The organism is Stenotrophomonas sp. X (assembly GCF_055721025.1).
In genome coordinates, this window is record NZ_CM146756.1 from 855,608 (window position 1) to 870,178 (window position 14,571).

8 protein-coding genes are annotated in these 14,571 nt (G+C 63.6%); all 8 read left to right on the top strand.

All coding sequences use genetic code 11. The features are described 5' to 3' along the window. The first annotated feature begins 116 nt into the window (after positions 1 to 116). The 8 genes from rpoB to rplC all read left to right on the top strand — a co-directional run bounded on the left by rpoB (position 117) and on the right by rplC (position 14,559). Positions 117 to 4,271, top strand: coding sequence for a DNA-directed RNA polymerase subunit beta (gene rpoB / locus ACZ75I_RS03840; RefSeq protein WP_005415409.1), 4,155 nt, complete (start codon positions 117 to 119; stop codon positions 4,269 to 4,271). An 87-nt stretch (positions 4,272 to 4,358) separates the two neighbouring features. Next, positions 4,359 to 8,582 (top strand): DNA-directed RNA polymerase subunit beta', encoded by a 4,224-nt coding sequence (gene rpoC, locus ACZ75I_RS03845; RefSeq protein WP_180868718.1) that lies wholly within the window; start codon positions 4,359 to 4,361, stop codon positions 8,580 to 8,582. Positions 8,583 to 8,866: 284 nt separating this feature from the next. Beyond that, positions 8,867 to 9,241 carry a 30S ribosomal protein S12 gene (rpsL, locus tag ACZ75I_RS03850; protein WP_004145320.1) on the top strand — a complete coding sequence of 125 codons (375 nt, stop codon included), beginning with the start codon at positions 8,867 to 8,869 and terminating at the stop codon, positions 9,239 to 9,241. A gap of 12 nt (positions 9,242 to 9,253) precedes the next feature. Beyond that, the gene (gene rpsG / locus ACZ75I_RS03855; RefSeq protein WP_004145321.1) at positions 9,254 to 9,727 is read left to right on the top strand and encodes a 30S ribosomal protein S7; all 474 of its coding nucleotides are present in this window, start codon (positions 9,254 to 9,256) and stop codon (positions 9,725 to 9,727) included. 141 nt (positions 9,728 to 9,868) lie between these two features. Beyond that, positions 9,869 to 12,010, top strand: a complete 2,142-nt coding sequence (fusA, locus tag ACZ75I_RS03860) for an elongation factor G (protein WP_049414677.1) — start codon at positions 9,869 to 9,871, stop codon at positions 12,008 to 12,010. A 52-nt stretch (positions 12,011 to 12,062) separates the two neighbouring features. Then, positions 12,063 to 13,253: an elongation factor Tu gene (gene tuf / locus ACZ75I_RS03865; RefSeq protein WP_049416993.1), complete on the top strand. Its 1,191-nt coding sequence runs from the start codon at positions 12,063 to 12,065 to the stop codon at positions 13,251 to 13,253. Between the two features lie 332 nt (positions 13,254 to 13,585). Beyond that, positions 13,586 to 13,897 carry a 30S ribosomal protein S10 gene (gene rpsJ / locus ACZ75I_RS03870; RefSeq protein WP_005408208.1) on the top strand — a complete coding sequence of 104 codons (312 nt, stop codon included), beginning with the start codon at positions 13,586 to 13,588 and terminating at the stop codon, positions 13,895 to 13,897. Between the two features lie 11 nt (positions 13,898 to 13,908). After that, entirely contained in the window at positions 13,909 to 14,559 is a 651-nt protein-coding gene (rplC, locus tag ACZ75I_RS03875) for a 50S ribosomal protein L3 (RefSeq protein ID WP_004145336.1), read from the top strand. Positions 14,560 to 14,571: the final 12 nt, after the last annotated feature.

The window sequence follows — 14,571 nt, forward strand, 5'->3', positions numbered from 1 at the left end:
TGGAAGTAGCGGGAGAAGGCGTGCTGGTGCCGGCAATACCAGCGACTTCCAACTGACAATTTCAAGTTCCCTTCGGATCGTGGGCGCACGATCCGCACAACAAGGTGGAAGACCTCATGACGTCCTATTCGTTCACCGAAAAAAAGCGTATCCGCAAGGATTTCGGCAAGCAGCGCTCGATTCTCGAAGTGCCGTTCCTGCTCGCCATCCAGGTGGATTCCTATCGTGAATTCCTGCAGGAAAACGTCGATCCGGCCAAGCGCACGGACCACGGCCTGCACGCTGCGCTGAAGTCGGTCTTCCCGATCGCCAGCTACAGCGGCAACGCTGCCCTGGAATACGTCGGCTACAAGCTGGGCGAACCGGTCTTCGACGAGCGTGAGTGCCGCCAGCGCGGCATGAGCTACGGCGCCCCGCTGCGCGTGACCGTGCGCCTGGTGATCTACGACCGTGAGTCGTCGACCAAGGCCATCAAGTACGTGAAGGAGCAGGAGGTCTATCTGGGCGAAATCCCGCTGATGACCGAGAACGGCACCTTCATCGTCAACGGCACCGAGCGCGTCATCGTCTCCCAGCTGCACCGCTCGCCGGGCGTGTTCTTCGACCACGACCGTGGCAAGACCCACAGCTCGGGCAAGCTGCTGTACAGCGCCCGCATCATTCCCTACCGCGGCTCCTGGCTGGACTTCGAGTTCGACCCGAAGGACGCGCTGTTCACCCGTATCGACCGCCGCCGCAAGCTGCCGGTGTCGATCCTGCTGCGCGCGCTCGGCTACAGCAACGAAGAGATGCTGGCCGAGTTCTTCGAGATCAACACCTTCCACATCAACCCGGATGAAGGCGTCCAGCTGGAGCTGGTGCCGGAGCGCCTGCGTGGCGAGACCCTGGGCTTCGACCTCGCCGACGGCGACAAGGTCATCGTGGAAGCCGGCAAGCGCATCACCGCGCGCCACATCAAGCAGCTGGAAGCCTCGGGCATCGCCGCCCTGGCCGTGCCGGACGACTACATCGTCGGCCGCATCCTGTCGCACGACGTGGTCGATGCCTCGACCGGCGAACTGCTGGCCCAGGCCAACGACGAGATCACGGACGAGCAGCTGCAGGCCTTCCGCAAGGCCGGTGTGGATGCCGTGGGCACCCTGTGGGTGAACGACCTGGATCGTGGCCCGTACCTGTCCAACACCCTGCGTATCGACCCGACCAAGACCCAGCTGGAAGCCTTGGTCGAGATCTACCGCATGATGCGTCCGGGCGAGCCGCCGACCAAGGATGCCGCGCAGAACCTGTTCCACAACCTGTTCTTCACCTTCGAGCGCTACGACCTGTCCGCGGTCGGCCGCATGAAGTTCAACCGTCGCGTGGGCCGCAAGGAAACCACCGGCGAAGCCGTGCTGTACGACAGCAAGTACTTCGGCGAGCGCAACGACGAAGAGTCCAAGCGCCTGGTCGCTGCCCACGGCGAAAGCTCCGACATCCTGGACGTGATCAAGGTCCTGACCGAGATCCGCAACGGTCGCGGCGTGGTCGACGACATCGATCACCTGGGCAACCGTCGCGTGCGTTCGGTCGGCGAAATGGCCGAGAACGTGTTCCGCGTCGGCCTGGTCCGCGTCGAGCGTGCGGTCAAGGAGCGCCTGTCGATGGCCGAATCGGAAGGCCTGACCCCGCAGGAACTGATCAACGCCAAGCCGGTCGCCGCTGCCATCAAGGAGTTCTTCGGCTCCTCGCAGCTGTCGCAGTTCATGGACCAGAACAACCCGCTGTCGGAAGTGACGCACAAGCGTCGCGTCTCGGCCCTGGGCCCGGGCGGCCTGACCCGTGAGCGCGCCGGCTTCGAAGTGCGCGACGTGCACCCGACCCATTACGGCCGCGTCTGCACCATCGAAACCCCGGAAGGCCCGAACATCGGCCTGATCAACTCGCTGGCCGTGTACGCCCGCACCAACAAGTACGGTTTCCTCGAGACCCCGTACCGCAAGGTCGTGGACGGCAAGGTCTATGACGAAGTCGAGTTCCTGTCGGCCATTGAAGAGAACGAGTACGTCATTGCGCAGGCCAACGCGCTGACCGACGCCAAGGGCACCCTGACCGAGCAGTTCGTTCCGTGCCGCTTCCAGGGCGAATCGCTGCTGAAGCCGCCGGCGGAAGTCCACTTCATGGACGTTTCGCCGATGCAGACCGTCTCGATCGCGGCCGCGCTGGTTCCGTTCCTGGAGCACGATGACGCGAACCGCGCACTGATGGGCGCCAACATGCAGCGTCAGGCCGTGCCGACCCTGCGTTCGCAGAAGCCGCTGGTCGGTACCGGCATCGAGCGCGCCGTGGCGCGTGACTCGGGTGTGACCGTGAACGCCCGTCGTGGTGGTGAGATCGTGCAGATCGACGCCGCCCGCATCGTGGTCAAGGTTAATGAGGAAGAGATCGTTGGCGCCACCGACGCCGGCGTGGACATCTACAACCTGGTCAAGTACACCCGGTCGAACCAGAACACCTGCATCAATCAGCGTCCGCTGGTCCAGGTGGGTGACGTCATCGCCCGCGGTGACGTGCTGGCCGACGGTCCGTCCACCGACATCGGCGAGCTGGCCCTGGGCCAGAACATGCTGATCGCGTTCATGCCGTGGAACGGCTACAACTTCGAAGACTCCATCCTGCTCTCCGAGCGCGTGGTGGAAGAGGATCGCTACACCACGATCCACATCGAAGAGCTGACCTGCGTCGCGCGTGACACCAAGCTGGGGCCGGAGGAAATCTCCGCCGACATCCCGAACGTCTCCGAGCAGGCGCTGAACCGCCTGGACGAGAGCGGCGTGGTGTACATCGGTGCCGAAGTGCGCGCCGGCGACATCCTGGTCGGCAAGGTCACCCCGAAGGGCGAAAGCCAGCTGACCCCGGAAGAGAAGCTGCTGCGCGCGATCTTCGGCGAGAAGGCTTCGGACGTTAAGGACAGCTCGCTGCGTGTTCCGCCGGGCATGGACGGCACCGTCATCGACGTGCAGGTCTTCACCCGCGACGGCATCGAGAAGGACAAGCGCGCGCGCCAGATCGAAGAGTCCGAAATCAAGCGCGTCAAGAAGGACTTCGATGACCAGTTCCGCATCCTGGAAGCGGCCATCTACATGCGTCTGCGTTCGCAGATCGTGGGCAAGGTGGTCAATGGTGGTGCCGGCCTGAAGAAGGGTGACGTGATCACCGACGCCTTCCTCGACGGCCTGAAGAAGTCTGACTGGTTCGCCCTGCGCATGAAGGACGAGGACGCCTCGGAAGCCATCGAGCGCGCCCAGAAGCAGATCCAGGCGCACGAGAAGGAATTCGAGCGTCGCTTCGCCGACAAGCGCGGCAAGATCACCGCGGGCGACGACCTCGCCCCGGGCGTGCTGAAGATGGTCAAGGTGTTCCTGGCGGTGAAGCGCCGCATCCAGCCGGGCGACAAGATGGCAGGCCGCCACGGCAACAAGGGTGTGGTGTCCAACGTGGTGCCGGTCGAGGACATGCCGTACATGGCCTCGGGCGAGACCGTGGACATCGTGCTGAACCCGCTGGGCGTGCCGTCGCGTATGAACATCGGCCAGATCCTGGAAGTGCACCTGGGCTGGGCCGCCAAGGGCCTGGGTCGCAAGATCCAGGCGATGCTGGAAGCCCAGGCCGCGGTGGCCGACCTGCGCAAGTTCCTGGACGACATCTACAACCACGACGACACCAACGTGGCCAACCGTGTCGACCTGTCGCAGTTCAGCGACGAGGAACTGCTGCGCCTGGCCCGCAACCTGACCGACGGCGTGCCGATGGCCACCCCGGTCTTCGACGGCGCCACCGAAGCGGAAATCAAGCGCATGCTGGAACTGGCCGACCTGCCGAGCAGTGGCCAGACCCAGCTGTACGACGGCCGCACCGGTGAAGCCTTCGACCGCCATACCACCGTCGGTTACATGCACTACCTGAAGCTGAACCACCTGGTCGACGACAAGATGCACGCCCGTTCGACCGGTCCGTACTCGCTCGTCACCCAGCAGCCGCTGGGCGGCAAGGCGCAGTTCGGCGGCCAGCGCTTCGGTGAAATGGAAGTCTGGGCGCTGGAAGCCTACGGCGCGGCCTACACCCTGCAGGAAATGCTGACGGTGAAGTCCGATGACGTGCAGGGCCGCAACCAGATGTACAAGAACATCGTCGACGGCGAGCACGAGATGGTCGCGGGCATGCCGGAATCCTTCAACGTGCTCGTGAAGGAAATCCGCTCGCTGGCCATCAACATGGAACTGGAAGACAACTGATCCATGCCGGCGCGGCGGTCCGCCGCCGCGCCGCTGGCAGTGAACTGAAAGCCCATCGACACAGCATTCCTCCTTCTGGAGAACACCATGAAAGACCTGCTCAACCTCTTCAACCAGCAGCGCCAGACGCTGGACTTCGACGCGATCAAGATCGCGCTGGCCTCGCCGGACCTGATCCGTTCGTGGTCCTTCGGCGAAGTGAAGAAGCCGGAAACCATCAACTACCGTACCTTCAAGCCGGAACGCGACGGCCTGTTCTGCGCCGCCATCTTCGGCCCGGTGAAGGACTACGAGTGCCTGTGCGGCAAGTACAAGCGCATGAAGCACCGCGGCGTGGTCTGCGAAAAGTGCGGCACCGAAGTGACCCTGGCCAAGGTGCGTCGTGAGCGCATGGGCCACATCGACCTGGCTTCGCCGGTCGCGCACATCTGGTTCCTCAAGTCGCTGCCGTCGCGCATTGGCCTGATGCTGGACATGACCCTGCGCGACATCGAGCGCGTGCTGTACTTCGAAGCGTACGTGGTGACCGAGCCGGGCCTGACCGCCCTGGAGCGCCGCCAGCTGCTGACCGAAGAACAGTACCTGCAGGCCCGCCAGGAGCACGGCGACGACTTCGACGCCGCGATGGGCGCCGAGGCCGTCTACGAACTGCTGCGCACGATCGACCTGCAGTCGGAGATGACCCGCCTGCGCGAGGAAATCGCCGCTACCGGTTCGGAAACCAAGCTCAAGCGCCTCACCAAGCGCATCAAGCTGATCGAAGCCTTCCTGGAATCGGGCAACCGTCCGGAGTGGATGGTCATGACCGTGCTGCCGGTGCTGCCGCCGGACCTGCGTCCGCTGGTCCCGCTGGATGGCGGCCGCTTCGCGACCTCCGACCTGAACGACCTGTACCGCCGCGTCATCAACCGCAACAACCGCCTGCGCCGCCTGCTCGAACTGAGCGCGCCGGACATCATCGTGCGCAATGAAAAGCGCATGCTGCAGGAATCGGTCGATGCGCTGCTGGACAACGGCCGTCGCGGCCGTGCCATCACCGGCACCAACAAGCGCCCGCTGAAGTCGCTGGCGGACATGATCAAGGGCAAGCAGGGTCGCTTCCGCCAGAACCTGCTCGGCAAGCGCGTCGACTACTCTGGCCGTTCGGTCATCGTGGTCGGCCCGTACCTGCGCCTGCACCAGTGCGGCCTGCCGAAGAAGATGGCGCTTGAGCTGTTCAAGCCGTTCGTCTTCGCCAAGCTGCAGCGTCGTGGCCTGGCCACCACCATCAAGGCCGCCAAGAAGCTGGTCGAGCGCGAAGAAGCCGAAGTCTGGGACATCCTGGAAGAGGTCATCCGCGAGCATCCGGTGATGCTGAACCGTGCGCCGACCCTGCACCGCCTGGGCATCCAGGCGTTCGAGCCGGTACTGATCGAGGGCAAGGCCATCCAGCTGCACCCGCTGGTCTGCACCGCGTTCAACGCCGACTTCGACGGTGACCAGATGGCCGTCCACGTGCCGCTCTCGCTGGAAGCCCAGCTGGAAGCGCGTGCGCTGATGATGTCGACCAACAACATCCTGTCGCCGGCCAACGGCGAGCCGATCATCGTGCCGTCGCAGGACGTCGTGCTGGGTCTGTACTACATGACCCGCTCGCTGGAGAACAAGAAGGGCGAGGGCATGGCCTTCGCCAACATCGCCGAAGTCAAGCGCGCCTACGACAACCGCGTGGTGGAACTGCACGCCAAGGTCAAGGTCCGCATCACCGAGGTGGTGACCGACGAAGACGGCAACAAGCAGAACAAGACCTCGATCGTGGACACCACGATCGGTCGCGCCCTGCTGGCTGAAATCCTGCCGGAAGGCCTGCCGTTCGCGCTGGCCAATGTCGAGCTGACCAAGAAGAACATCAGCCGCCTGATCAACTCCAGCTACCGCCAGCTCGGCCTGAAGGACACGGTCGTGTTCGCCGACAAGCTGATGTACACCGGCTTCGCCTATGCGACCCGCGCCGGCGTCTCGATCGGCATCGACGACATGCTGATCCCGGACGAGAAGAAGGGCATCCTCACCGAGGCCGAAGCCGAAGTGCTGGAAATCCAGGAGCAGTACCAGTCGGGCCTGGTCACCGCCGGCGAGCGCTACAACAAGGTGGTCGACATCTGGTCGCGCACCAACGAGCGCATCGCCAAGGCGATGATGGACACCATCGGTACCGAGAAGGTCGTCAATGCCAAGGGCGAGACCATCGACCAGAAGTCGATGAACTCGCTGTACATCATGGCCGACTCCGGTGCGCGTGGTTCGCAGGCGCAGATCCGTCAGCTGGCCGGCATGCGTGGCCTGATGGCCCGCCCGGACGGCTCGATCATCGAGACGCCCATCAAGGCGAACTTCCGCGAAGGCCTGAACGTGCAGGAGTACTTCAACTCCACCCACGGTGCCCGTAAGGGTCTGGCCGATACCGCGCTGAAGACCGCGAACTCGGGTTACCTGACCCGTCGCCTGGTCGACGTGGCGCAGGACGTGGTGATCACCGAAGTGGATTGCGGTACCACCGAAGGCCTGATCATGACCCCGATCGTGGAAGGCGGCGACGTGGTCGAGCCGCTGAAGGATCGCGTGCTGGGCCGCGTGGTTGCCGAGGACGTGTTCCTGCCGGGCAACGACGAAGATCCGATCGTCACCCGCAACACCCTGCTGGACGAAGCCTGGGTTGCCAAGCTGGAAGATGCCGGCGTGCAGACCATCAAGGTCCGCTCGACCATCTCCTGTGAATCGGCTTTCGGTGTCTGCTCGCGCTGCTACGGCCGCGACCTGGCGCGTGGCCACCTGGTCAACATCGGTGAAGCGGTCGGCGTCATCGCCGCCCAGTCCATCGGTGAGCCGGGTACCCAGCTGACCATGCGTACGTTCCACATCGGTGGTGCGGCGTCGCGAGCTGCTGCGGTCGACAACATCACCGTCAAGACCACCGGCTCGGTCAAGTTCAGCAACCTCAAGTCCGTGGAGCACGCCAACGGCTCGCTGGTGGCGGTGTCGCGCTCGGGCGAAATCTCGGTGCTCGATGCGCACGGCCGTGAGCGTGAGCGTTACAAGCTGCCGTACGGTGCGACCATCACGTCCAAGGACGGTGATGCGATCAAGGCTGGCCAGACCGTGGCCAACTGGGATCCGCATAACCACCCGATCGTGTCGGAAGTGGCCGGCTTCATCCGCTTCATCGACTTCGTCGACGGCGTCACCGTCATCGAGAAGACCGACGAGCTGACCGGCCTGGCCTCGCGCGAAATCACCGATCCGAAGCGTCGTGGTACCCAGGCCAAGGACCTGCGCCCGATCGTGCGCATCGTCGACGCCAAGGGCAACGACCTGTCGATCCCGGGCACCGACCTGCCGGCGCAGTACCTGCTGCCGCCGCGTTCGATCGTCAACCTGCAGGACGGCGCCCCGGTGGGCGTGGGCGACGTCGTCGCCAAGATCCCGCAGGAAGCGTCGAAGACCCGTGACATCACCGGTGGTCTGCCGCGCGTGGCCGACCTGTTCGAAGCGCGCAAGCCGAAGGATCCGGCGGTGCTGGCCGAGCGTTCGGGCATCATCAGCTTCGGCAAGGACACCAAGGGCAAGCAGCGCCTGATCATCAAGGACACTGATGGTTCGGAGCACGAAGAGCTGATCCCGAAGTACCGCCAGGTCATCGTGTTCGAAGGCGAGCATGTCACCAAGGGTGAAACCATCGTGGACGGCGAGCCGAGCCCGCAGGACATCCTGCGCCTGCTGGGTGTCGAGCCGCTGGCTGCCTACCTGGTCAAGGAAATCCAGGACGTGTACCGCCTGCAGGGCGTGAAGATCAACGACAAGCACATCGAGGTGATCACCCGCCAGATGCTGCGCAAGGTCGAGATCACCGACCAGGGCAGCAGCAAGTTCCTGAACGGCGAACAGGTGGAGCGCCAGCGCGTTATCGAGGAGAATGCGCGCCTGTCGACCCGCAACGAACTGCCGGCGCGCTTCGATCCGGTCCTGCTGGGTATCACCAAGGCCTCGCTGGCGACCGAATCGTTCATCTCGGCGGCCTCCTTCCAGGAGACCACCCGAGTGCTGACCGAGGCTGCCGTCCGCGGTACCAAGGACAACCTGCGTGGCCTGAAGGAAAACGTCATCGTCGGCCGCCTGATTCCGGCCGGTACCGGCCTGTCCTACCACAGCAGCCGCCGTCGCGGCGCTTCCGGTCTCACCGACTCGGAAATGCAGACCCTGGCCGGCACCCCTGCTGCGATCGAGTCCCCGGTGGTTGAAGCCGAAGCTGAACAGGCCTCGGGCGAAGAATGAGGTATCCGGTCCGGCCGCAAGGCCGGACCACCCCATCAGTCCATCGATGGGATTGGGAAAGGGCAGGGGAGATCGTCCGCGATCGACCCAGCCAACCTGAACGGGGTACATGGAGGCCCCCCAGTAACGTCCCGGGATCAGGGACGGGCTTGACAGGAGGCGTTTGACTGCTTTCCTTGCAGGTTGCTACAATCGTCTGTCTCAGCAGGCCAAAATTTCGGCCTGCTTTAACATTTCCGCATCTCTGGCCGGATTTTCCGGCCACCAATCAGAAGAACCTACTGATGGCGACGATCAACCAGCTGGTCCGCAAGCCGCGGCAAGCGACCACCTACAAGAGTGCCTCGCCGGCGCTCGACAAGTGCCCGCAGCGCCGTGGCGTCTGCACCCGTGTCTACACCACCACTCCGAAGAAGCCGAACTCGGCTCTGCGCAAGGTTGCCAAGGTCCGCCTGACCAACCAGGAAGAAGTGATTTCCTACATCGGTGGTGAAGGCCACAACCTGCAGGAGCACTCCGTGGTCCTGATCCGCGGCGGTCGCGTCAAGGACCTGCCGGGTGTGCGTTACCACACCGTTCGTGGCTCGCTCGACGCCGCCGGCGTTGCCAAGCGTCGCCAGGCCCGTTCCAAGTACGGCGCCAAGCGTCCGAAGGCATAAGGAGAGAGCACTATGTCGCGTAAGGGTAATACTCCGCAGCGTTCCGTCCTGCCCGATCCGAAGCACGGAAGCGAAACCATCGCCCGTTTCATCAACATGGTCATGCAGAGCGGCAAGAAGTCCGTCGCCGAAAAGATCGTGTACGGCGCCATGGACGTGATCACCGAGAAGAACAGCAGCGCCAACGCCATTGAACTGGTGCAGAAGGCTCTGGACAACGTCGCTCCGGCGGTCGAAGTCAAGTCGCGCCGCGTCGGTGGTGCCACCTACCAGGTGCCGGTCGAAGTGCGTTCGTCGCGCAAGATGGCCCTGGCCATGCGCTGGCTGATCGACTCCGCGCGCAAGCGTGGTGAGAACACCATGCCGAAGAAGCTGGCTGCTGAACTGATCGACGCCTCGGAAAACCGCGGCGGCGCCATCAAGAAGCGCGAAGAAACCCACCGCATGGCCGAAGCCAACAAGGCATTCGCCCACTACCGCTGGTGAGTTTGACGGCCTTGTAAAACAGGCAGGGCAGCACCACTTCGGTGCGTGCTGCCTCGCGGTCCCAGAAGGACTGCGCCAATCCGAAGGCCGCCGAAAGGCGGCGTTCGGCCATCCGAAATCCAAGAAATCTGAGAGGCTCCCGTGGCCCGTTCCACTCCCATCGAGCGTTACCGTAACTTCGGCATCATGGCTCACATCGATGCCGGCAAGACCACCACGTCCGAGCGCATCCTGTTCTACACCGGCAAGAGCCACAAGATCGGTGAAGTGCACGACGGCGCCGCCACCATGGACTGGATGGAGCAGGAGCAGGAGCGTGGCATCACGATCCAGTCCGCTGCCACCACCGCGTTCTGGAAGGGCATGGACAAGTCCCTGCCGGAGCACCGCTTCAACATCATCGACACCCCCGGGCACGTCGACTTCACCATCGAAGTGGAGCGTTCGCTGCGCGTGCTCGACGGTGCCGTCTTCGTCCTGTGCGCCGTCGGTGGCGTGCAGCCGCAGTCGGAAACCGTGTGGCGCCAGGCAAACAAGTACCACGTGCCGCGCATCGCGTTCGTCAACAAGATGGACCGCACCGGTGCCAACTTCCAGAAGGTCGTCGGCCAGCTGAAGGCCAAGCTGGGTGCGGTTGCCGTGCCGATGCAGCTGCCGATCGGCGCTGAAGACAACTTCAAGGGCGTCGTCGACCTGCTGAAGATGAAGGCCATCCATTGGGATGAAGCTTCGCAGGGCATGAAGTTCGAATACAGCGACATCCCGGCCGAACTGCAGGGCCCGGCGGAAGAGGCTCGCCAGTTCATGGTCGAGACCGCTGCCGAAGCCAGCGAAGAGCTGATGGAAAAGTACCTGGGCGGCGAAGAGCTGGCCGAGGCTGAAATCATCAACGCCCTGCGTACCCGCACCCTGGCCACCGAGATCGTGCCGATGTACTGCGGCTCGGCCTTCAAGAACAAGGGCGTGCAGGCCATGCTGGACGGCGTGATCCAGCTGCTGCCGTCGCCGGTCGACGTGCCGGACGTGAAGGGCGTGGACGTTGACGACGACACCGTCGAAATGACCCGCAAGTCGGACGACAAGGCTCCGTTCTCGTCGCTGGCCTTCAAGATCATCACCGACCCGTTCGTCGGCGCGCTGACCTTCTTCCGTGTCTACTCGGGCACCCTGAACGGTGGCGACACCGTGCTGAACTCGGTGAAGGGCAAGAAGGAGCGCATCGGCCGCATCCTGCAGATGCACTCGAACAACCGCGAGGAAATCAAGGAAGTTCTGGCTGGTGACATCGCCGCTGCCGTGGGCCTGAAGGACACCACCACCGGTGACACCCTGTGCGCCGTGGACGCCCCGATCATCCTGGAGCGCATGACGTTCCCGGAGCCGGTGATCTCGATGGCCGTCGAGCCGAAGACCAAGTCGGACCAGGAAAAGATGGGCCTGGCCCTGGGCCGCCTGGCGCAGGAAGATCCGTCGTTCCGCGTCAAGACCGACGAAGAATCCGGCCAGACCATCATCTCGGGCATGGGCGAGCTGCACCTGGACATCATCGTTGACCGCCTGAAGCGCGAGTTCAACGTTGAAGCCAACGTCGGCGCGCCGCAGGTGGCCTACCGCGAAACCATCACCCTGGCCGACGTCAAGTCGGACTACAAGCACGCCAAGCAGTCCGGTGGTAAGGGTCAGTACGGTCACGTCGTGATCGAGCTGTCGCCGATCACCGCTGCCGACCGTGCCGATCCGAAGATCGCTCCGATGATCAAGGACGACTTCCTGTTCATCAACGACATCACCGGCGGCGTGATCCCGAAGGAATTCATCCCGTCGGTCGAGAAGGGCCTGCGCGAAACCATCACCAGCGGCCCGCTGGCTGGCTTCCCGGTCGTGGACGTCAAGGTGAAGCTGGTGTTCGGTTCGTACCACGACGTCGACTCCTCGGAAATGGCGTTCAAGCTGGCTTCGTCGATGGCCTTCAAGCAGGGCTTCGCCAAGGCCAAGCCGGTGCTGCTGGAGCCGATCATGAAGGTCGAGATCGTGACCCCGGAGGATTACCAGGGTGACGTGATGGGCGACGTCAGCCGTCGTCGCGGCGTGCTGCAGGGTTCCGACACCACCGGTGACGGTTCGGCCAGCATCATCAACGCGATGATCCCGCTGGGTGAAATGTTCGGCTACGCCACTGCGCTGCGTTCGCAGACCCAGGGCCGCGCCACCTTCACCATGGAATTCGATCACTACGAGCCGGCTCCGACCAACATCGCCGAAGCCGTCATGAAGAAGGGCTGAGCCTCGCTCAGCCTCTCTTGAAACCACTTACGAACAATCAAGGTATAGAACAATGGCAAAGGGTAAGTTCGAACGCACCAAGCCGCACGTCAACGTCGGCACCATCGGTCACGTCGACCACGGCAAGACCACGCTGACCGCCGCACTGACCAAGATCGGTGCCGAGCGCTTCGGTGGCGAGTTCAAGGACTACTCCTCGATCGACGCCGCGCCGGAAGAAAAGGCGCGTGGCATCACGATCTCGACCGCGCACGTCGAATACGAATCCCCGATCCGTCACTACGCCCACGTTGACTGCCCGGGCCACGCTGACTACGTCAAGAACATGATCACCGGTGCCGCCCAGATGGACGGCGCGATCCTGGTGTGCTCGGCCGCTGACGGCCCGATGCCGCAGACCCGTGAGCACATCCTGCTGTCGCGCCAGGTCGGCGTGCCGTACATCGTCGTGTTCCTGAACAAGGCCGACATGGTGGACGACGCCGAGCTGCTCGAGCTGGTCGAGATGGAAGTGCGCGAGCTGCTGAGCAAGTACGAGTTCCCGGGCGACGACACCCCGATCATCGCCGGTTCGGCCCGTCTGGCGCTGGAAGGCGACCAGAGCGACATCGGCGTGCCGGCCATCCTGAAGCTGGTCGACGCGCTGGACAGCTGGATTCCGGAGCCGGAGCGTGCGATCGACAAGCCGTTCCTGATGCCGGTGGAAGACGTGTTCTCGATCTCGGGCCGCGGCACCGTGGTGACCGGTCGTATCGAGCGCGGCGTGATCAAGGTTGGCGACGAAATCGAAATCGTCGGCATCCGTCCGGTGCAGAAGACCACCGTGACCGGCGTTGAAATGTTCCGCAAGCTGCTGGACCAGGGTCAGGCAGGCGACAACGCTGGCCTGCTGCTGCGCGGCACCAAGCGTGACGACGTCGAGCGTGGCCAGGTGCTGGCCAAGCCGGGCACGATCAAGCCGCACACCAAGTTCGAAGGCGAAGTGTACGTCCTGTCGAAGGACGAGGGCGGCCGCCACACCCCGTTCTTCAACGGCTACCGTCCGCAGTTCTACTTCCGCACCACCGACATCACCGGCGCCGCCAAGCTGCCGGAAGGCGTCGAAATGGTGATGCCGGGTGACAACGTCAAGATGGAAGTCACCCTGATCAACCCGGTGGCCATGGACGAAGGCCTGCGCTTCGCCATCCGCGAAGGCGGCCGTACCGTCGGCGCCGGTGTGGTCTCGAAGATCATCGAGTAATCTGGTAGTATCTGCGCCCCGATGTTGCCTGGGTAGGGCATCGGGGCGTATCAAATGGGAAAGCAGGCACAGGATGTGCCTTGTGTTCCCCGGACCAGGAAGGGTCAATGCCATTCAGGCGGCGTCAACGGGCGACTGTTGACAGCTGCCTTGCGTGCCATTATGCTTCTACGTCTGGGCAGGCCGGGTAACTGGTCTGCCTACGTTTTTGAGGTCCACGGATTGACCTTGGCGGCCTGCAGGACTGTGGGTCGTCCGTATTCAGGAATTTCATGGGGCAAAGCAACCCAGAGGCTTTGTCTGTCGCTCTTTTAACGAAGGAACCTACCGCCATGGCGGACCAAAAGATCCGGATCCGGCTGAAAGCGTTCGATCATCGTCTGATCGACCGTTCGGCCAGCGAGATCGTTGAAACGGCAAAGCGGACCGGCGCGCAAGTGCGTGGCCCGATCCCGCTGCCGACCAAGATCGAGCGTTACACCGTTCTCGTTTCCCCGCACGTCGACAAGGACGCGCGTGACCAGTACGAGACCCGCACGCACAAGCGCGTGCTCGATATCGTTGACCCGAATGACAAGACCGTGGACGCGCTGATGAAGCTCGAACTGGCTGCCGGCGTCGACGTTCAGATCAAGCTGACCTGAGGACTACGACCATGACGAAGAAGTATTCGTTGGGCTTCGTGGGCCGCAAGGCCGGCATGAGCCGCGTGTTCACTGAAGATGGCCGCTCCATCCCGGTGACCCTGATCGAAGCAACCCCGAACCGCATCGCGCAGATCAAGACCGTCGAAACCGACGGCTACAGCGCCGTGCAGGTGACCGTCGGCGCGCGTCGCGCTGCCCTGGTCAACAAGCCGGAAGCCGGCCACTTCGCCAAGGCGAAGGTGGAAGCGGGTCGTGGCCTGTGGGAATTTCGCGTTGAAGACGCGCAGCTCGGCGATTTCGCCGTTGGCGGCGAAGTCAAGGCGGACATCTTCGAAGTCGGCCAGATCGTCGACGTCCAGGGTGTCACCAAGGGTAAGGGCTTCCAGGGCACCATCAAGCGCCACAACTTCCGTATGGGCGATGCAACCCACGGTAACTCGCTGTCGCATCGCGCGCCGGGTTCGCTGGGTCAGCGCCAGACCCCGGGTCGCGTTTTCCCGGGCAAGAAGATGTCGGGCCACATGGGCGCGGTGCAGCAGAGCACCCAGAACCTGGAAGTGGTCAAGGTCGACGTCGAGCGCGGTCTGATCGCGGTTCGCGGCGCCGTTCCGGGCGCGGCGGGTGGCGATGTGATCGTCCGTCCGGCGAGCAAGGCATAAGGAGAGATGACG